The 21064-nt window shown below is 24.3% G+C and carries 22 protein-coding genes and 1 pseudogene; 15 read left to right on the top strand and 8 right to left on the bottom strand.

The annotated features are described in order from the left end of the window. Positions 1 to 51: 51 nt before the first annotated feature. The 6 genes from AAHM95_RS08780 to AAHM95_RS08755 all read left to right on the top strand — a co-directional run bounded on the left by AAHM95_RS08780 (position 52) and on the right by AAHM95_RS08755 (position 7269). Entirely contained in the window at positions 52 to 1209 is a 1158-nt protein-coding gene (locus tag AAHM95_RS08780) for a thiamine pyrophosphate-dependent enzyme (protein WP_281749245.1), read from the top strand. 2 nt (positions 1210 to 1211) lie between these two features. Further along, on the top strand, positions 1212 to 2252 hold the full coding sequence (locus AAHM95_RS08775; RefSeq protein ID WP_342274675.1) for an alpha-ketoacid dehydrogenase subunit beta: 1041 nt from the start codon (positions 1212 to 1214) through the stop codon (positions 2250 to 2252). A 30-nt stretch (positions 2253 to 2282) separates the two neighbouring features. Beyond that, positions 2283 to 3584: a dihydrolipoamide acetyltransferase family protein gene (locus AAHM95_RS08770; RefSeq protein ID WP_342274674.1), complete on the top strand. Its 1302-nt coding sequence runs from the start codon at positions 2283 to 2285 to the stop codon at positions 3582 to 3584. A 16-nt stretch (positions 3585 to 3600) separates the two neighbouring features. Further along, positions 3601 to 5097, top strand: coding sequence for a dihydrolipoyl dehydrogenase (gene lpdA / locus AAHM95_RS08765; protein WP_338975260.1), 1497 nt, complete (start codon positions 3601 to 3603; stop codon positions 5095 to 5097). A 346-nt stretch (positions 5098 to 5443) separates the two neighbouring features. Further along, complete coding sequence (locus AAHM95_RS08760; RefSeq protein WP_342274673.1) at positions 5444 to 5851, top strand: hypothetical protein; 408 nt, start codon at positions 5444 to 5446, stop codon at positions 5849 to 5851. A gap of 179 nt (positions 5852 to 6030) precedes the next feature. After that, positions 6031 to 7269 carry an IS256 family transposase gene (locus AAHM95_RS08755; protein WP_342274703.1) on the top strand — a complete coding sequence of 413 codons (1239 nt, stop codon included), beginning with the start codon at positions 6031 to 6033 and terminating at the stop codon, positions 7267 to 7269. A gap of 119 nt (positions 7270 to 7388) precedes the next feature. Here AAHM95_RS08755 and AAHM95_RS09680 read toward each other — a convergent pair. Beyond that, positions 7389 to 8635: pseudogene (locus AAHM95_RS09680) on the bottom strand (ISNCY family transposase). Positions 8636 to 8824: 189 nt separating this feature from the next. Here AAHM95_RS09680 and AAHM95_RS08740 point away from each other — a divergent pair. From AAHM95_RS08740 to AAHM95_RS08700, 9 genes are all read left to right on the top strand, one after another. Beyond that, positions 8825 to 9745, top strand: coding sequence for a rolling circle replication-associated protein (locus tag AAHM95_RS08740; protein ID WP_342274670.1), 921 nt, complete (start codon positions 8825 to 8827; stop codon positions 9743 to 9745). Positions 9746 to 9814: 69 nt separating this feature from the next. Continuing rightward, positions 9815 to 10309, top strand: coding sequence for a hypothetical protein (locus tag AAHM95_RS08735; protein ID WP_342274669.1), 495 nt, complete (start codon positions 9815 to 9817; stop codon positions 10307 to 10309). Between the two features lie 216 nt (positions 10310 to 10525). Beyond that, positions 10526 to 10801 (top strand): hypothetical protein, encoded by a 276-nt coding sequence (locus AAHM95_RS08730; RefSeq protein WP_342274668.1) that lies wholly within the window; start codon positions 10526 to 10528, stop codon positions 10799 to 10801. Positions 10802 to 10861: 60 nt separating this feature from the next. Next, complete coding sequence (locus tag AAHM95_RS08725; RefSeq protein ID WP_342274667.1) at positions 10862 to 11065, top strand: hypothetical protein; 204 nt, start codon at positions 10862 to 10864, stop codon at positions 11063 to 11065. Positions 11066 to 11410: 345 nt separating this feature from the next. Beyond that, the gene (locus AAHM95_RS08720; RefSeq protein ID WP_342274666.1) at positions 11411 to 12274 is read left to right on the top strand and encodes a hypothetical protein; all 864 of its coding nucleotides are present in this window, start codon (positions 11411 to 11413) and stop codon (positions 12272 to 12274) included. Position 12275: 1 nt separating this feature from the next. Next, the gene (locus AAHM95_RS08715) at positions 12276 to 12695 is read left to right on the top strand and encodes a hypothetical protein (RefSeq protein WP_342274333.1); all 420 of its coding nucleotides are present in this window, start codon (positions 12276 to 12278) and stop codon (positions 12693 to 12695) included. A 16-nt stretch (positions 12696 to 12711) separates the two neighbouring features. Then, positions 12712 to 12840: a hypothetical protein gene (locus AAHM95_RS08710; RefSeq protein ID WP_281749165.1), complete on the top strand. Its 129-nt coding sequence runs from the start codon at positions 12712 to 12714 to the stop codon at positions 12838 to 12840. Beyond that, positions 12840 to 13010, top strand: coding sequence for a hypothetical protein (locus AAHM95_RS08705; RefSeq protein ID WP_342274665.1), 171 nt, complete (start codon positions 12840 to 12842; stop codon positions 13008 to 13010). Before AAHM95_RS08710 ends, AAHM95_RS08705 begins: the two co-directional genes overlap by 1 nt. A gap of 41 nt (positions 13011 to 13051) precedes the next feature. Beyond that, positions 13052 to 13849, top strand: a complete 798-nt coding sequence (locus AAHM95_RS08700; protein WP_342274664.1) for an IS3 family transposase — start codon at positions 13052 to 13054, stop codon at positions 13847 to 13849. Here the strand turns inward: AAHM95_RS08700 and AAHM95_RS08695 are convergent. The 7 genes from AAHM95_RS08695 to AAHM95_RS08665 form a co-directional block, all read right to left on the bottom strand. Then, a complete protein-coding gene (locus AAHM95_RS08695; protein ID WP_342274663.1) occupies positions 13805 to 14665 on the bottom strand; it encodes a hypothetical protein in 861 nt (286 codons plus the stop codon). The genes AAHM95_RS08700 and AAHM95_RS08695 overlap by 45 nt on opposite strands. A gap of 20 nt (positions 14666 to 14685) precedes the next feature. Beyond that, complete coding sequence (locus AAHM95_RS08690) at positions 14686 to 15357, bottom strand: hypothetical protein (RefSeq protein ID WP_342274662.1); 672 nt, start codon at positions 15355 to 15357, stop codon at positions 14686 to 14688. A gap of 483 nt (positions 15358 to 15840) precedes the next feature. Then, a complete protein-coding gene (locus AAHM95_RS08685; RefSeq protein ID WP_342274661.1) occupies positions 15841 to 16827 on the bottom strand; it encodes a hypothetical protein in 987 nt (328 codons plus the stop codon). An 86-nt stretch (positions 16828 to 16913) separates the two neighbouring features. Beyond that, a complete protein-coding gene (locus AAHM95_RS08680) occupies positions 16914 to 18251 on the bottom strand; it encodes a hypothetical protein (protein WP_342274660.1) in 1338 nt (445 codons plus the stop codon). A gap of 148 nt (positions 18252 to 18399) precedes the next feature. Further along, entirely contained in the window at positions 18400 to 19620 is a 1221-nt protein-coding gene (locus AAHM95_RS08675; protein WP_342274659.1) for a hypothetical protein, read from the bottom strand. Positions 19621 to 19719: 99 nt separating this feature from the next. Further along, entirely contained in the window at positions 19720 to 20289 is a 570-nt protein-coding gene (locus AAHM95_RS08670) for a hypothetical protein (protein ID WP_342274658.1), read from the bottom strand. A gap of 34 nt (positions 20290 to 20323) precedes the next feature. Then, the gene (locus AAHM95_RS08665; RefSeq protein WP_342274657.1) at positions 20324 to 21049 is read right to left on the bottom strand and encodes a hypothetical protein; all 726 of its coding nucleotides are present in this window, start codon (positions 21047 to 21049) and stop codon (positions 20324 to 20326) included. Positions 21050 to 21064 lie beyond the last annotated feature (15 nt).

Raw genomic sequence — 21064 nt, 5'->3', positions numbered from 1 at the left:
TAATTAAAAGTGTAACTGCAATTAGCTAAAATATTTAGGAGGAAAATTTAAATGTGAGTTGAGAAATTTGATAATCCCCAAAAAGAAATTTTTCAAATATTAAATGAAAAAGGAGTAATTAATCCTAATTTTGTTGATTATTTAAAAAAATTTGATAGTAAGGTTTTATTAAAAGCATATGAAAACATGTGTTTTTCACGAATACAAGAACAAATGCAAATGGAATTAAACTATGAAAAAGATGAAAAAGGACAAGTTAAATTAGTAAATGGAATTCCAAAAGTAATCGGAAAAGTTATTAACTTTTTATCTTCAAAAGGTCAAGAAGGTGTTGAAGTTGCTTATGCTAGTTGTTTACGACCAGGTATTGATTGATTAGTACCAGCCTATCGTAATAATGCAGCATGAATTACTGCTGGATATCCAGTTGAAAAAGTAATTCAATATTGATTAGGAAATGAAATGGGAAGTCAAATGCCGAAAGGTGTTAATATTTTACCAGTTAATATTCCAATTGCTACTCAATATTCACATGCAACAGGTATTGCTTTTGCTGAAAAATATAAAAAAGATAAAGGAATTGTTATTACTACGATTGGTGATGGTGGTACTTCTGAAGGTGAGTTTTCTGAAGCAATTAATTTTGCTGCTATCCATAAATTAGCTGTTGTTTTCTTTGTTGAAAATAATCAGTGGTCATTAGATACACCAACTGCTAAAGCAACAATGAGTCCAACTTTTGCACAAAAAGGAACAGCATTTGGCGTACCTAATATTCGTGTTGATGGTAATGATTTTTTTGCTGTTTATTATGCTACACAAGAAGCAATTGAAAGAGCAAAAAAAGGTAATGGTCCTTCATTAATTGAAGCTGTTACTTATCGTCAAAATGCGCATTCTGCTTTTGATATTAAAAAAGATTATTTTTCTGCTGAAGATTATAAAATTGAACAAGAATGATTAAAAAAAGATCCAATTGATCGTATTAGAGAATATTTAAAATCAATTAAACTTTGAGATGACAACAAACAAGCAGAATTAGATAAACAAATTACTAAAAAGGTTAATGATGCAATTACTTGAGCATTAAAAAATGAAAATGTTTCAATTGATGAAATATTTGATTATACATATGAAAAATTAACACCACAATTAATAGAACAAAAAGCAGAAGCAAAAGCTTTCTTCAATGAAGGAGAGAAAAAATAATTATGAAAAGAAATAATGTGCAAGCTATTACTTTAGCCTTAGAATTAGCAATGAAAAAAAATCCTAATGTTGTTGTTTATGGTGAAGATGCCGGTAATGTTGGTGGTGTTTTTCGAGCAACTAAAGGTTTACAAGCAAAATTTGGCGTTAATCGTTGTTTTGATGCACCAATTGCTGAAGCAGTTATTGCTGGTAGTGCCGTTGGAATGGCAATTAATGGTTTAAATCCAATTATTGAAATGCAATTTTCAGGATTTGCTTTCCCTGCTTTTCAACAATTGTTATGTCATGCTGCACGAATGAGAAATCGTTCTCGTGGTAGATTCACTTGTCCAATGGTAGTACGTATGCCTTCATATGATTGAAATAACGGTAATAATGGTGCTTTGGAGCATCATTCAGAAGCAATTGAAGCTTTATTTTGTCATATTCCAGGTTTAAAAGTAGTTATGACTTCAAAACCTAATGATACTAAAAAATTATTATTGGCAGCAATTGAAAGTCCAGATCCTGTTATTGTTTTAGAATGTTTAGGAACTTATTTCAATAGTTATACTAGCAATAATTATACATATGATGTTAGAGAAGAAGTTAGTGATGCTTATGAAGTGGCTGTTCTTGGTAAAGCTAAAGTTCTTAAAGAATATAAGTCTGAAGAAAAACCTGATTTAACGATTGTAACTTATGGTTCAAAAGTTTATGATTGTGAAGCTGCTGTTAAAATTTTAGAAGAAAAAGAAAATTTTAAAATTGAATTAATTGATTTACAAACATTACAACCATGAGATGAAGAAACAGTTGTTAATTCTGTTAAAAAAACAAGAAGATTATTAGTTGTTTCAGAAGCGGTTCGTTCATTTTCAGTTGCTTCAGAAATTATTACCGTTGTTAATGAAAAGTGTTTTGAATATTTAGAATGTCCTCCAACAAGATTAACAGGTTATGATATTACTGTTCCACTGTCTAAAGGTGAAAAATGATTTATAATTAGTCCAGATAAAATTATGGAAAAAGTTAAACTAATGATGAATTATCCAGTTTAGTTAGTTGTTTAAAGAAAGGAAAGTGAAAAGATGGAATTGAAGTTTAAAGATATGGATGGAATCGATGAAGTTACTGTAACTCAAATTCATGTTAAAGTTGGAGATAATGTAAAAAAAGGTGATAATGTTGTTGATATTGAAGCAGATAAAGCTTCAGATAGTATTAAAGCCGAAGCGGATGGTAAAGTTTCTAAGATTCTTGTTAAAGAAGGAGATAGTATTAAATCAGGTGCTGTTATTGTTGAGTTTGGTGGAACGATTAGTGATAATAAAAGTCCTTCATCAACAAATTCTTCACCAAAATCTGAATCAGTTGCTAGTACATCTACAGTATCACCAGTTGAATTACCAAAACAAAATGTGCAACCTATTCAACAAACGGGTAAAGTATTAGCAACACCATTAGCACGTAGAATGGCTCGTGACTTAGGTGTTGATATGGGAACAATTAAAGGAACTGGTCCTCGTGGTAGAATTTTAAAAGATGATTTATTAAATACCAAGAATGGTGGTACAACAACCAGTACTACTGCATCAACAACACCTATTAATTCAATATCTTCAGTTTCTGCTACAACTATTAGTTCACAAGGTATTAATGTTACTAAAATCGAAAGTTTTGGTAATGTTGAACATTTACCATTATCAGGAATTCGTAAGGCTGTTGCTAATCAAATGTCATTATCAGTTTATACAGCACCACATGTTAGTTTAATGATTAATGTTGATGCTGAAAACTTAGTACAATTACGTGCAACTTTAAAAGAACCAGCGGAAAAAGATCCAGATGGTAGTGCTAAATTAACATTTATGCCATTCTTTGTAAAGGCTGTTGCTAAAGCGTTAAAAGAAGAACGATTTAAATTACTTAATTCAACTTTGAACATGGCTAATAATGAAATTCTTGTTAAAAAATATTATAACATTGGTATGGCAGCTGATACTGAAAAGGGTTTAGTAGTTCCTGTTATTAAAAATGCTGATCAACTTTCATTATTTGAAATAGCAAGACAAGTTAATTCATTAGGTGATAAAGCTCGTAAGGGGCTATTAAAAGGTGATGAAATGCAAGGTGGATCATTTACTATTACTAATTTTGGTTCAGCAGGAATTGAAATGGGAACACCAGTTATTAATTATCCAGAGGTAGCAATTTTGGGTCTAGGGATGATGCAAAAAAAACTAATTATTGCTGATGGTAAAATTGTTGAACATAAGTTCTTTCCATTATCACTTTCAATTGATCATCGTGTTATTGATGGTGCACCTGCTGGTTATTTCCTTTCTCGACTTAAAGAGTTATTAGAAAATCCAACATTAATTTTAGCTTAAGGAGAAAATGTAAAAGATGTCTAACTATGATTTTGATTTAATAATTATCGGGGCAGGCCCTGGTGGTTATGTAACAGCGGCTCGAGCAGCAAAGATGGGTTTAAAAACTGCAATTGTTGAAAAAGATAACTGAGGTGGAGTCTGTTTAAATGTTGGATGTATTCCTACTAAGACGTTACTAAAGGGCGCAAAAGTTTTTCATTATATTGAAAATGCTGATAAATATGGTGTTGCTATTAAAGATAAAAAAAATATTGAAATTAATTGAAAAGTAATGCAAGATCGTAAAACTGGTGTTGTTAAAGGTTTAACTGGTGGAGTTGGCTTTTTAATGAAAGCTAATAAGGTAGAACAATTATTAGGGATTGGAAGTGCTATTGATAAAAATACGATTTTAGTGAAAGCTAAAGATGGTAAAGAAAAGAAATATACTACTAAATATATGATAATTGCTACTGGTTCAAAAGTAAAAATGTTTGATAATCCTAATGGTCCACAAGGTTTAAGTGAAAAAGATTTAAAAACAAACCAAACATTATTAACTTCGACTGAAATTCTTTCTTTAAAAGAAGTTCCAAAAACACTGACTATTATTGGTGGTGGTGTTATTGGAATTGAGTTTGCTTGTTTATTTAGTACACTTGGTACTAAAGTTACTATTATTGAATATTTAGATCGTATTTTAGCATTACTAGATGAAGATATTAGCACAACTTTAACTAAAATTCTTGAAAAAAATGGTGTTAATATTATTACTGGTCATAGTGTTAATGAATTAAAGGATAAAACTTTAACTTATTATGCTGCAACCGATAAAGAACATAAAAAACCATTAACAGTAACTAGTGACTATTGTTTATTAAGTACTGGAAGAACGCCGATTACTGAAGGTTTTACTAATTTGGGAATTCAAATTAAGCCTAATCAAGCATTTGCCGTAAATAATAAATTGGAAGCTTTAGATGCTAACAATAATGTTATTGATAATATATATGTAATTGGAGATGCTAATGGTCAAAGAATGCTTGCTCATGTTGCATCAACACAAGGATTAGCAGCGCTTAATAATATTTTAGTTAAAGAAGGTAGAACGGATGCTGATAATCATCCATTGAAAGAGCAAGAAGTAGATTATAATAAAATGCCTAGTTGTATTTATTCATTCCCAGAAGTGGCAAGTGTTGGTTTAACTGAAACTGAATGTAAATCTTTAGGTAAAGAATATTTGATGAAGAAAATACCATTTACTATTAATGGTAAGGCATTGGCTGATGGTGAGACTGATGGTTTTGTTAAAATAATTATTGATAAAAAATATGGAGAAATCCTAGGTGCTCATATTTTATGTTCAACGGCTACTGATATAATTGCTGAAATTGTTAATATTATGCAAACGGAAGGTACTATTGTTGAATTAGCCTCTTCTTGTCATCCACATCCAACAATGTCAGAAGTAGTTATGGATGTTGCACAAGATTTAGAATTAGAATGATACAAAGTTAATAAAAAATAGAAAATAATAAAAATGTACCTAAAAATTTAAAGGTACATTTTTATTGTAAAATTAATATAATATTGATTAAATTAAGTAACGTTTTTGTTTTATTGTTGTCAATATCGAGTGAAAATTTCCCAAAAATATTTTTTAAAAAATAAATTATTTTGAAAAGTTATACTGTTAAATAAACATAAATTCCAAATAAATTCTTTTCTAGATAAAAATAGAAATAAAGTTTTTTAATTTTTTAAAATTTTTTGTATAATTAATTTATACAAAAAATTATATAAGTTTTTAACTCATTATTTTATCTTAAAATAAATGAGTTTTTTTATTATTTATTCAAAGGAGAAAAGAAAAAATGTTTAAAGTTAAACCTAATTCACCAGTTTATGAATTTTATTATTCTGAAATAAAAAAATTAGAGGGTAAAATTAAAGATAATAAAGAATTAGATAATATAATAAATACTGAAAAAAATCTTAAAGAAGAAATAGAAAAACTAGAAATATATCTAAAAACATTAAATGAAAATTTAAAAAAGAAATATAAAATAATTCCATATATTGAAAAATTAAATATATATGATTTAGAAGATAAAATCGAATCAAAAGAACAAAAAAGGGTTGATAATGTAGGAAAATATTTAAAATTAAAATCAAGTTTAGATTATGATTTTGATTCAATTTTTGAACAATGAAAACGCAGTGCAAACAGTGAAAATCAACCTTTAACAAGTGGATATAAACCAAGCTCACCACAGATGTAAAAGGGGAAGATATTGCATTTGCAATATCTTTATATCTTTAAAATTGATTTTAAGACACCAAATTTGCTCATATACAAATTTTAAAGGAAATGTTTAGTAATCTGTGTAACTTACAAAAATAACTATGTTTAATTAATTCTAGTAAATATAATTAAATGACTAGAAAGAGTGAGTTACAGATGGCTAAAAAAGATAACTTTAATAATAATGATCCAATATCAAAAGCAGTAGATTTATTACTAGAAAATACTGAAGATTTAACAACAGTTTTTAAACCTGGCGGTTTATATAAAGAATTAACAAAAAGATTAGTTGAAAAAATGTTGAATTCTGAAATGCAAAATTATTTAGGATATGAAAAAAATCAACATAGTACTACTGAAAATGCTCGTAATGGTACAAGTTCAAAAAAATTAATAACTCAACAAGGTAAAATTGAAATTGATGTACCAAGAGATCGCAATAGTAATTTTACTCCTGTAATAGTTCCTAAAAGGCAAAGAAGATTTGATGGTTTTGATCAACAAGTTCTTTCCTTGTATGCAAAAGGAATGACATTATCTGACATTAGAATGCAGTTGCAAGAGTTATATCATGGTGCTGATATTAGTGAAAGTGTTATTAGTCAAATTACTGATGATGTTATTGATGATGTTAAAGCATGACAAAATCGACCATTAGAAAGTATTTATCCTATTGTTTATTTTGATTGTATAGTAGTTAAAGTACGACAAGATAAACGGATTATTAACAAATCAGTTTATATAGCATTAGGAGTTGATTTAGAAGGCAAAAAAGATGTTTTAGGATTATGAATTAGTGAAAATGAAGGTTCTAAGTTTTGATTATCTAATTTCACAGAAATGAAAAATCGTGGCTTAAATGATATTCTTATTGCTTGTAGTGATAATTTAACAGGCATGTCAGAAGCAATACAATCAGTTTATCCTAAAACAGAACATCAATTATGCATTGTTCATCAAATTAGAAATAGTTTAAAATATGTTTCATACAAACATCGAAAAGGTCTAGTTGCAGATTTAAAACCAATTTATAGTGCATGTAGTGAAGAACAAGCAATGCAAGCTTTAGAATCGTTTGAAAGTAAATGAAATAAACAATATCCTCAAATTACTAAATCTTGATATAAAAATTGAGATAATTTAATGGTTTTTATTAGTTATCCAGTAGAAATCAAAAGAGTGATTTATACTACAAATGCTATTGAATCTGTTAATAGTCAATTACGAAAAATCATCAGAAATAAAAAAGTTTTTCCTAATGATATGGCAGTTTTCAAAATATTTTACTTGACAATTGAAAATATAACAAAAAAATGAACATTGCCTATTCAAAATTGAAATACAGCAATTGCTCATTTTATGATAAAATTTGAAGACAGAATTAATCTAAATTAGTAACTTTGTAAAACAAAGATACACAGATTATTAAAAAGCCTCGTTTTAAAATTTTATATGGTTTAGTATTAATAAAATAAATCTCTTCTAAAATATGTTTTTTTACTTTTAATTAAAAATTATTGATATCCATATCTTCAAGGATGGTCTTTATTTGGTATATAAACTTTTTTAGTTTTTATCAAATCTTCTTTAATAATTGGTTTTAATGCTATTTCTTTTAGTTCATATATTTTATTATTATAACTAAGATAGAATTCATTAATAAATGATTTAAGTACAATTACATCAGTTCTAGGTTGTATATATTGAACTTTGTTATTTTTATAAGGAAAATATTTTTTACCATAATATGTTATAGTTGAACCACTATCTGTTTTTCTTTTACAAAATCTTGAAAGATAAACATTTATTTCATTTTGTGTAGGAGCTTTAACCATAGCAGATTTATTATCATCAATAGGAAAAGCAAACTGATTATTAAAAATGTTTATATATGTTTTAAGAAATTTATTACCATCTTCTAAATTTTTAATTTTATTAAGTCGTAATTCACTAATTAAGCGACTTTGAAGTGTTCCAAATAATCGTTCAATTCTGCCTTTAGCTTGTAGAATTGAGGTTCTAATTACTTCAACACCTAAATCATTACAGCATTTTTGAAATTGAGTATAAGTGTCATTTTCTGTGTTTATTTTACCTGAATCAATTTTTTTCTTATATCCAAAAACTGTTCTATTATCAGTATAAAATATCTTTGGTATGCCATATTTAGTTAAAATTTGATAAAAAACATTATAATAACCATCTAATGTCTCTTGGTGATCAAATCATAGTCCAACAATATTTCCTGTAGCATCATCAATTGCAGCATGTAAAAATGCTTTTGGTTTATCGTTACCAAATCAATGATGATTACTTGCATCCATTTGAATTAATTCACCAAAATTTGTTCTACGATTTCTTGTGGGATGCAAGTTATTTTTTTATTCTTATGTCTTTTTGGTGAAGTGATTTTTTCTTGAATTAATAGATTATAAACTGTACTATATGCAATTTTAGTGTTTTCTTCATTAATTAATTTTTCCTGAAAATGTTGAAAATTAAAATTATAATATTTTGTTTTATATAAGTTTATAATTTTATTTTTAATTTCTATTTTTGTTGCCTTATTAGAAATTTTATTGCGAGATTTATGAATAAAACCAACTTTACCTTCTTTATTAAAAATTTGAATTAATTGGTTAATTCTTCTAATAGTTAGGTTAAGTTTATTTTTGGCTTGATGTTTAGATAATTTATTAATAACAATGTCATTTATAATTTTGTATTTATATTTTTCTTTCATAGTCATGCTTCTTTCCATTTTTATCACCAAGTATATTTAACTTCACTTTTTGAGAAATTTTCACTCGATAACTAATAGGAAATTATCACTAAATAATGACACGTTTTTGTTTTATTGTTTGTTTTTATAATTTTTTATGTTAAGATTTGTTTGTTATTAAAATATATAAAATTGGTTTTTAAAACCTAGAATTAGCGAGTTTTATGTATGGATATTCAACAAGATTTTTATGTTAAAAATGTAATTTTACCTATTTCTTTTTTAAATAATATTGGGAATGTTAGGGGTAAGTCTTATGTTGGCAATAAACAAAAATTAAGAAATAGTACTGTTCGTACTAAAACTAATTTAATTCAAAAAGCATTACATAATTTTTATAATAGTAAAATGTTAAGTTTTGTTACTTTAACTTATAAAGATAATATAAAAGATATTAAAAAAGCAAAAAAAGATATTCGTTTATTTTTTCTTAAACTAAAGAAGTGATGAAATGACCCTAAACGTTTTCATTATTTAGGAGAATTAAAATATTTTTATGTTTATGAATATCAATCTCGTGGTGCTATACATTTTCATATAATTTTTAATAGAAAGATACATAAAAGTATGTTAGCAGAATGATGAACTCATGGTTTTAATGATTTAAGGGTAGTTAAAAAAGGTACTAATGAATTTGTTATTAAATATTTAGGAAAATATGTTACAAAAGCAATAGATGATGTTAAGTCTTTAAATCAAGCAGATATAGGTGTAAAAGCTTATGCTTTTAGTCGTAATTGTAAAAATCCTATTGTAGTTCGTGGAATTAAGAAATTAACAATTGCAGATATAATTAAAGCAAGTTTTAATGCAACAAATGTGTTTTATTTTAAAACTCAAAAAGATAATAATGGTGATACTGTTATGATTGGTGGGATTATTGAAAGTACTGTTGTTAATGATTATTTTAAAGAGTATGAAGATTATGAACGCTATTTATATTTAAGTGCTTTATCGTATAAGCATTATTTACGGACTAGTGAAATCGGTTATTTAATTCAAAGAGATAAAGATGTTTTGACTTGGACAGAAAAAGTTTTTGGTAATAAAGTTGAAAAAATAGATTTTAAGAAAAAAGTTTTACATTAAATTTATTTATATATTTTTATTTTTTATATTATAATTATTTTAAAAAGGAATATAGAAAGGTTAAATATAATGGATTTATTTGGTATTAGAAAAAAGAGAATAAAATATATTAATAATTCTGTTGATGTAATTAAAAAAGATTTTGATATTAAAGAAAAATCAGACTTACATATTGCAAAATTAGATAATAATTGTATTATTTGTTATGAAATTTTATTAAAATTATCAAAGGAAAATTTGATTTTTTCTGAAAAATTAGAAAAATGAAAATTATATTATAAAACTAATGAATTAAAAAAAGAAATTGTTGAAGTTGGTAATAAAGTTGAAAAAAGAAATTCTGGTTTCTTTTTAAAGTGATTTTTTATTTTTTTAGTTGCTCCTTTATCAATGTTGTTTTGATTATTTAAAGATAATGGTTATTTTTGTGATAATCATATTGAAATAAAATTTTTAAAAGAAGAAAGAATCAAAAAAATAATTATTTACTCTTTTATTTCATTAATTTGATTAAGTTTAATTTTATGTTTTTATTTTTTTGAATTTAGTAAATGAATAAAATAATTTTAAATATATTAATAAAATACTTGTATATATATATATATATATATATAATGCTTAATGGATACTAGTAATTACGCTAATTCTTACTAGTGTTCGTTTTTTTTTATTGTATTTTTATTTTTTATGTTATAATAATTTTGTAAGTATAGGTTTACCCTACTATGCTTAACTTATTAAATTAAATTTTAATGAATTAGCGAGGTTAAGTATTTTTTTATGTTTAAAGTACAGTTAGTTAATATTGAAAAAGGGCGTATTATTCCCGATAAAAATAATAAAGGTCAAAAATTAAAGTTTGATGTTTTGAAGTTTGTAGAAATAAATAAACAAACAAGCGTGCCAACTGGTCAAACACGTGATAAATGATATAATCCAGAATTTGCTAGTGATTTTAATAATTGTTTATCTACTGTTGATTTAAAAGTTGGTAATTTTTATTCACTTGAACTTGATTTAAGCGGTAATATTAAAAAACTTTCTAATTGAAAATAGTTATTTATTAAAAGGGTAATTTTAAATAATTATTAATAGGTTAGGAGTTAAGTTTAAATTATGGCTAAAAATGATAATTGTTCATGTGAGCAAGCATTTCATTTAGCAGTTTATATATGTAAACTTTGCGACCAAGTTATTTGTCCTAAAAGAGTTTTGCAAAACTTATATACTAGAAAATATTATTGTCCAAATTGTATATTAGATATTGCTTTAAATAAATCAATGAGACAACAAGAAAGTAAGTTAAATTATGAGACATAAGTGTAGTGATTGAACTTATGAAAGAGTATTTGGTTGTGAAATGTGTTACAGAGTTGCTAATGAAATGGAACGAATAAGAAAAGAGAATAAAAGAAATAAATAAAAATTAAATAAGGGGCTTATATATGGATTATATATTTTTCATTAAGCCCCAATGGATTAGATTATAATTCATAAATAAGCTCCTTATTAGTATATAAAGTAAGGAGTTTTATTTATGGAAAAAAGAAAACAGTTTAAGTATGACTATATGCTAATTGATAAGGCATTTAAAGATGTTAAGCAAGATAAGTGTTTGCAAGAGATTTTAAAAAAATTAAGTGAAAAATAAAGGAGACAGTAAATATGCCTAATGAATTAGAACAAACTAGTAATTATACTTTAACTAAAATTTTAAGAACTGGATTAAGCCCATTAAGTGCTATGGTAGGAGTTAGTGCTTATTATGGTCAATATTTAAAAGACCCAGTATTAGGTTCTATTAATTCATTATTATTTAGTAAAAAGTTAGGAATTGATATATGGAATATTAATCAAAGACCTACTACTAGAAATAAAGTTATTAATAGTTATAAAAAGATATTTTTAGGATTAGGAACAATTGGTTTAATAAATTATGCTAAATTTGTTCAGTATGTAGATAAGTCAGTTTCTTTATTAAGAGATGAACCATATTTTTGACCACCTTGCCCTACTGAACCCCCAAGACCAACTTATCCACCTTTTACAACTGTTAAACCGATAATCAATGTTCCTTTTGTAGATTGAGATACTTATATATCTTTAAATAGTTTTGGTATAACAAATGTTATTAGTGGTTTAACTGAATTAATACCTAATAAATTTCAAAATATAAGAAAGATTTGTAATATGGCTACTGGTGGCTGTTTGATTAGTAGTGGTGTTGCTATGGGTATAAACAATAATTTTAATAATTATTTTGCTATTCCTACAATTATTGCCGGAGCAAGTGAGATTATTAATACTTTATTATTACCGTTAGGAAATACACATAATAATACAGAGTTACAAGAAGTATTTACAGATGAAAGAGCAAGATTAATTAATGGCAGTGTTAATGATTATCAAAGTACAGATGACGGTATGGCTGATGTTGATTTAAATGATGATAGTATGTCGGAGATTAATTTAGATAGAGCAAGTTTAAATTGGGATTATTCTTATGCTTATACACTAGGTGGTGTTTAAAGTGAAAATATATATGTGATGAATTTTAAAATTTATGGCATTAACTGGATGTATTACATTTAGTATATTTTTAGGATTAATTCCTAGCATTATAGTTTTAGGAATTGTTGCAATTAAACCAGTATCTATTTTAATTGGTATTGTTGTAGGTTATATTGGTATTCCATGAAATAATATTAAAACTAAAATAACAAATTGAGTTTTTAAGAGAAAAGAAAATAAATTTAGTAAAAAGAATGATTTAAAAGTTGAAAGAAAAAGATATGAAAAACAAAAATTAGAAAGAAAATTTGAAAATTTAAATAATCAAATAAAAGATTTAAAACAAACATTAGAATTTCAAAATAAATTATTAGAAATTAATAATGAAAATTCAAAGATTAATGAACAAAATAAAACAATAAAAACGTTTATTTTATAAGGAGTGAATTAATTTTATGAAAAAAGATAAATGAAAAAATATGTCAAGACAAAAGTTGCATAAGAAAAAGGCAAAAAGAAATTTTGACCAAAGATTAAGTGAAAATATGAATTATGATGATTTTTTATTAGGGGGTAAAAAATAATGGAAAATAAAGAAATTAAAAAAAAGTGGTATGACACTTCTAAATTTCATGTTTTTTGTTTTATTGTTGGTTTCTTTTCTATGGTTTGAACTGTTGCTGAAATACATAATATTATAAATGGTAATTTTGATTTTTTTATTGGTTTAGATTTCCTAATAGGCAGAAAGTAGAGATTATTGCAAATAATAAATCTAAATATAAAATTCGCACAATGTGTCATTTTTTAAAACTCTCTAAATCAACATATTATTTTAATTTAAAGAAAAAAAATAAAATTCAAAATAATATTTATGAACAAGCTGTTATTAGTGCTTTTAAAGAAAATAAAGAAGTTTATGGTACTAGAAGATTAAAAGTCATACTAGCAAACCAAGAAATTTATTTATCACGCAGAAAAATTAAAGAAATTATGAATAAGCATAATTTAATATCAAAATACACTAAATTATCATTCAAAAATTATCATAATAAAGTCAATGATAGTCAAATAACCAATCTTGTTAATAGAAACTTTAATAATAGAATTAAAAATGAAGTTATTGTTAGTGATTTAACTTATGTTCAAGTTAATGGTAAATGAAACTATATTTGCCTATTAATCGACCTATTTAACCGCGAAATTATTGGACATAGTGTTGGAGTTAAAAAAGATGCATCATTAGTATATCAAGCATTTATGCAATCAAATCACTGTTTAAAAGATATTGAAATATTTCATACTGATCGCGGTAATGAATTCAATAATAAAACTATTGATAAACTTTTATTAGCTTTCAACATAACTCGATCTTTAAGCAAAAAAGGATGTCCTTATGACAATGCTGTTGCTGAAGCAACTTTTAAAACTTTCAAAATTGAATTTATTAATGATAAAAATTTTACATCATTAATCCAATTAAAATTAGAATTATTTGATTACATCAATTGATATAACAACATAAGAATTCACAGTACTCTAAACTACCTAACTCCAATTAGTTATCAAAAACAAATGTCTACCAAAAAATAGTCCTAAAAAGGGTTGCCATTCCAAATTTTTATATAAATTACTTGTACCATCACACATTGGAGTTTGATTAATAAAATTATATAAATCATTATTATTGATAATTAAATTAATAATATTATTTACTATTCCATATGTTTTTTTTAAACTACTATGTTCCATAAAATAACTTGCTAATAAATCAGCAATTTTTTCATCAATTCCTCCTGTTTGTCGCACTGCTTTAGCAATATAATATAATCCCAATGTTTCACTTAAATTATCACTATGTTCAACTTTGTGACCACCGGCTTGTTGTGAAATATCAATATGATTTTCAATTCCACCTTCTTGAAAAAACATTCACTTATTACTATTAAAACCAGTAAAATAATTTGTTGAATATTGACTATTACTATAAAAATTATCATTATTATTTATTGTTACTTGACAATTAGTTATCATTTCTTGTTTAGTATTATTAACATCAACTTTATCTTTTTCTGGTATTATAATATCTTTTTTATAAACTAATTCACCTTTATCATCAACAGTAAATAATGTTCGTGCTAATGTCTTACCATCACTTAATAAATAATTAGCATGACTAGTATCATAACTATAATACTTATGGTCTATTATTGATTGATTAGTAATTCAATCATCATCACTTAAGTAACCATATTGATTATTAAATAATGAAGTTGAAATATTATTTATTGATGATTTGTTTATTAATCTACTGTTAATAACAGTATTATCATTAATATTATTAATAATAGTATTACTTGTTAAAGTTAATGTTGTTAATGTACTTAAAGTTATTAATAATTGTTTCATTTTATATTCTCTTTTCTTTATTAACTCATTAATTGGTAATTAAAATTAAAATTAAAATCAGGAAATGTTAAAGTAGCACGTTCACTAACAGTTTCACCTTTAAATCTGTCTGATAAATCAAAAATATAAAGCGTATTATCTTTGGCTGGTTGTATTTCATCATTAGTAAATATCAATTTTACATTATTTAAAGCTCAATCTGAACTTACTGAAACATCAGTTTCTAAAAAAATACTTTTAGTTTTAGTAATTAAATCTCAAAAATTAGTTACCTTATCGCTAGTAATATCTTTACTAATATCAGCTGTCATACTACCTTTATTTTTGCCATCTAATATATAATTAATAATAAAGTTTCCACCAAAACTATCAGCAATTGGATAATAAGAATTATTAACAATTGTATTTAATAAACTATCTTTATTAGAAATTCATTTATCTAATAATTTGTTTTGTTCATAAAAATGTTGACCTTCCTGTAAAACGTTTGCATCTTTACCATCTTTTAACCAAATACCATCTAAATCAAAAGGTGTTCTTGAAAAATTACCAGCAATACTTTTTTTATTATGACCATGAATAGTAACGTTAATATTATCTAAACTATTTTTTAATTTATAAGTAGAACCGTTATCTTTAATACTAATTGTAAAATCTTTACCTAATTTATTATTAAAAATATTATCACCCACCGCTAAAGTAGTTGTTACATCATAATCTGTTTCATCAATAATAAGTTCAGTATCATGAGTTTTAAAATAATTTTGAACAATAACTTTAATAGTAGTACTAATATTAGTATTAATTAAATCTAAAGTAGTTTGTGTTAATTTAGTGTCAACATTTTTATTATCAATAGTATTATCAACATCAACATTTAATCATTTAGATTTATCATTTTGATGATAGTAAGCATTTTCAATAATATTTTTTAAATCTGTTTCATTACTTAAATCAACACACTTATTAATTACACTAACTTGTCCTTGATAAGTACCTGCAAAATTTAATTGATTAGCATTTTTTCAAGAACTAGTTATTTTATAATCAATATTTACTGCCTTAGTAAAATCTTGATTTTGTTTATTATCTTTAATAAAAATATTGTAATATTTATCATTAATATCTTCTGAATTAATTTTTAATTGCTGACTTAATTTTTGTTTAAATTCTGTTTAAATTTTACTAACTAAATTAACTTTTATATCAGTAATTGGAGTTGCTTCTGGTGTTTTTACTGATATTACTTGTTGTGGAATTATTAATGACAAAGTTGAAAGATCAAAAGCTTTATCATAATAACTGTAATAAATTTGAATGATATTGTTAAACTCATCAAAAATGTAATTAATTGTATACTTACTATTATCATTAGTTAAAAACGGAACATTAGTCATATAATCATAAGCATTATCATTAGTAATCAATAAATGAACAATTTTGTCAATTAAAACATCACTTAAACTACCGTTTAGACTACTTTGAGTAATAAAATAGTGTGCTAAAATATCAGCATCTTGTTCTTTAAAAGAGCCATCTGATTCTCTTACTGCCTTAGCAATATAATATAGTCCTAAACCTTCACTTAAACTATTATTATTTTCAACATTATTAGCATTTTCTTGTTGTGAAATATCAATATGAGTTTCCACTTCACTTTGTTGAACATATTTTCAATTAATACCGTCACCAGCAAAATAATTAATATCATATTGGCTACCACTATAACTGTTAGTTGGATTATTAATAGTAGCAACTTTACGATGAAATATCATTTCTTGTTTAGTATTATTAACGTCAACTTTATCTTTGTCTGTTATCATAGCATCTTTTTTATAAATTAATTCACCTTTATTATCAACAGTAAATAATGTTCGTGCTAATGTCTTACCATCACTTAATGGATAATCAGCATGACTAGTATCATAACTATAATACTTATTGTCTATTATTGATTGATTAGTAATTCAATCATTATTATTTAAATAACCATATTGATTATTAAATAATGATTTATTTTGATTTATTGGAATGACAGGTAGTATTTTCTTTTTACTAGCACTATTGTTTTTTTGATCCACTATCATCATACTATTAAACATTGTATTACTTGCTATTGTTAATGTTGTTACTGTACTTAGAGTTAATAAAAACTGTTTCATTTACAATACCTTCTTTTACTTTTTACCATTTTTAAAATCGTAATTAAATTTAATAATAAATAATTACTTTGAAAAAACATATTTATTTAATTCATAATATTATTAAATGTTATATTATTTAATTTAACATCAGAATATGAAGTTGAACCTAAAAAAGTAGCTGTCATTATATGTCATTTTCAATAAATATTATTATCATCACGTCAAAGTTCTAAATAAATATCAATAGCAGTTCCTACACCTCCTGGGTAATTTGGATCATATGGTGGTCACGTACTAATATTGACTTGAAAAATTGAATTATCAATATCTTTTTGTTGATTAGTTTTTATATTTGTTGTTGCGACTTGAGAATTTAAAGATTTATAGTCTTCTTTACCACTTCCCGTTGAAACTTTTAAATATGAATTAGCATCAAAATTAAAAGTTGGATATTTATTAGTAAAAGTATTTCAATCACTTGCATAGTCAGTTCATTTTACTATTGTATATGTATTAGAATAATCACTATAATTTGAACTAAATCAATTATATGAATCATTTCATTTATAATTTAAGTTATTTTCTATATTTGATTTATCAAATTCAGTATAATAAACTTCAATTAAATTATTATCTTTATCAAAAATATAATTAATTGAATAATTTTTATCATTTACATTCATTGGTGCACTATATATAAAATTAAAAATATTATTATTGTTACTAATTAAATTAATAATAATATTAATTAAATTATCATTAATTTGTCCTTTTAAACTACTTTGCGTCATAAAATATTGACCTATTTTATTAGCAATAGCATTATCAATTAAATTATTTTTTGCTGCTTTTGCAATATAATATAAACCTAATGCTTCACTTAAACTATTGCTATGTTCAACTTTATCAGCACCTGCTTGTTGTGAAATATCAATATGTTTTTCAACTCCACCAAATTGAATATATTGTCAATCAGTATTATCACCACTAAAATATGTATGAGAATATTCACTTTTACTATATAGATTATATTTATCTTTAACTGTGGTAATTTTTTTATGAGTAATCATTTCTTGTTTAGTAGCATCAACTTCGATTTTATCTTTTGGTGGTATTACAGCATCCTTTTTATAAACTAATTCACCTTTATTATCAACAGTAAATAATGTTCGTGCTGATGTCTTACCATCACTTAATAAATAATTAGCATGACTAGTATCATAACTATAATAGTTATTATCTATTTGATTAGTAATTCAATCACTACTACTTAAATAACCATATTGATTATTAAATATTGAAGTTACAGAATCACTTATTGATAATTTATTTGTTAATAGTTTATTAACAGTAGTGTTAGCAACATCAATAGTATTATTAATACTATTACTTGTTAAAGTTAATGTTGTTAATGTACTTAATGTCATTAGTAATTGTTTCATGTTACATTCTCCTTTCGTTTTAAGTTTACTAAAAATTATTTTATAAAAAATATCTGGCTAATCTATACTAAATATAACACTTTATTAATTTTATTTAAGAAGATTAATAAAATGCTCATTTTAAAAAGTAAATTTAGTATGTAAGTATTTAATTTCATTGAGAAATACTTTTAATATAAAATTTATCAACTAATGAAGGATGTCATATATCTGTACCATAACAGTCAATATGAATTATTATTCCATTAACACCCACATTATTTAAAAATTTTGTTAAATTATCTTTAAATATAGAATTTCAAAAATTTTTAAAAGTTCAATTATCACCAATTTCATGCTCCATATTACTATAATCAAATAAGTTTCCATTAGTAAAATACTTATAAATTACATCTCAATTATTTTGATTATTAATTAAATAATATAAATCTTGATAATTAATATAAATATCACCTGTATAATCAACTGAAGCAAAAGGACCAGGACTAACATGAGTTTCAAAATTACTTGTATTACTTTTTTCGTAACTATAATGATTATAATTTAACTTAATATTATTATTATTATGATCAAAAATATAACTAATGGCATAACTCGTATCATCATTTGAAAATGGCATATTTAACATAAAATTATAAACATATTTATTATTAATAATTAAATCAATAATTTTAGTAATTAAGTCATTATTAATTTTTCCTTTTAAACTACTTTGTGCTATAAAATATATTCCCAAATTAATAGCAACTGACTGACTAATCTTATTTTCAATTACTGCTTTTGCAATATAATATAAACCTGATGTTTCACTTAAACTATTGCTATGTTCAACTTTATCAGCACCTGCTTGTTGGGAAATATCAATATGTTTATTAACACCACCAAATTGAATATATTGTCAATCAGTATTATCACCACTAAAATCGGTAGATGAATACTGACTATTACTATAAGAATTGTAATTTGCTTTAACTGTAGTTATTTTTTTATGACTAATCATTTCTTGCATCGTATTTTCAATATTTAATTTTTGATCAGTAGGAATAATAACATCAGGATTATAAATTAAAGTTCCTTCATTATTTACTAAAAAAACATCTCTTGCATTAGCAAAAGTATAACTTTTTAAAGCTGATGTGTCATAACTATAAAACTTATGATCAGTTATTGATTGATTAGTTATTATATCACTATCATTTAAATAGCCATATTGATTATTAAATAATGAAGTTACAGAATCACTTATTGATGATTTATTTGCTAATAATTTATTAATGGTAGTATTAGTAGCATCAATAGTATTAATAATACTATTACTTGTTAAAGTTAATGTTGTTAATGTACTTAAAGTAATTAATAATTGTTTCATTGTATTTTTCCTTTCTATTTTTAGTATCCTAAAATAATATTTTTTATAAATTAAAATATCTTATTAATCTATAATAATAGATATAACATTTTATAAATTTTATTTCATAATGTTAATAAAAGATGATTGATTTAGTGTAGTTGAGAAAAAAGCACCTTCCGTTGCAAATTTAGAATATTCATATCATCTATAACTAATATAAATATTATGATCATCATGTCAAATTTGTGCATCAGCTTTTATTTCAACATGAGCCCCAAATATTCCTCCATCATGATTAACACTTACTGATCAAAAGTTATGATTAAAATTGTAACTAGTATCAATTTTAGAAGTATCAATGCTTAATTTTGAACCACTATATTGTTCCTTACCATATTGACAATAAACAGAAAAAAATGAATTATCATCAAAAGTTAATGTTGGATATATAGTAATAAAATCTTTTCAGCTAGCAATCTTACCATCTTGCGTAAAATTACTAATAACAGTTGTAGGTCCATAATATCACATACCATAATCATTATTTCCACTATAACTTTCATAAGTTTTAACATTGATATTTGAAACAAGATTATCATTATTTCATTTTGTATAATAAATAGAAATTATATTATTATTACTATCACAAATATAATTGATTGAATAATTTTTATCATTTACGTTCATTGGTGAATCATATATAAAATTAAAAATATTATTATTAGTAACTAATTAAATTAATAATTTTACTAGTTAAATCTTTATTAAAACTATCTTTAATACTTGTTTGACTCATAAAATATGTTCCTAAATTAACAGCTACTACTTTACTAATTTTATTTTCACGTGCTGCTTTTGCAATATAATATAAACCTAATGTTTCACTTAAACTATTGCTATGTTCAACTTTATCAGCACCTACTTGTTGTGAAATATCAATATGTTTTTCAACTCCACCAAATTGAATATATTGTCAATCAGTATTATCACCACTAAAATATGTATGAGAATATTCACTTTTACTATATAGATTATATTTATCTTTAACTGTGGTAATTTTTTTATGAGTAATCATTTCTTGTTTAGTAGCATCAACTTCGACTTTATCTTTTGGTGGTATTACAGCATCCTTTTTATAAACTAATTCACCTTTATTATCAACAGTAAATAATGTTCGTGCTGATGTCTTACCATCACTTAATAAATAATTAGCATGACTAGTATCATAACTATAATAGTTATTATCTATTTGATTAGTAATTCAATCACTACTACTTAAATAACCATATTGATTATTAAATAATGAAGTTACAGAATCACTTATTGATGATTTATTTGCTAATAATTTATTAATGGTAGTACTAGTATCATCAATAGTATTAATAATACTACCACTTGTTAAAGTTAATGTTGTTAATGTACTTAAAATGATTAGTAATTGTTTCATATTAGTTTTTCCTTT

Origin of the sequence: Spiroplasma endosymbiont of Phycita roborella, assembly GCF_964031195.1 — a bacterium.
Lineage (GTDB): Bacteria > Bacillota_I > Bacilli_A > Mycoplasmatales > VBWQ01 > Spiroplasma_E > Spiroplasma_E ixodetis_A.
Note: the sequence above shows the minus strand (reverse complement) of the source record. Positions and strands in the feature narration are given on the sequence as shown.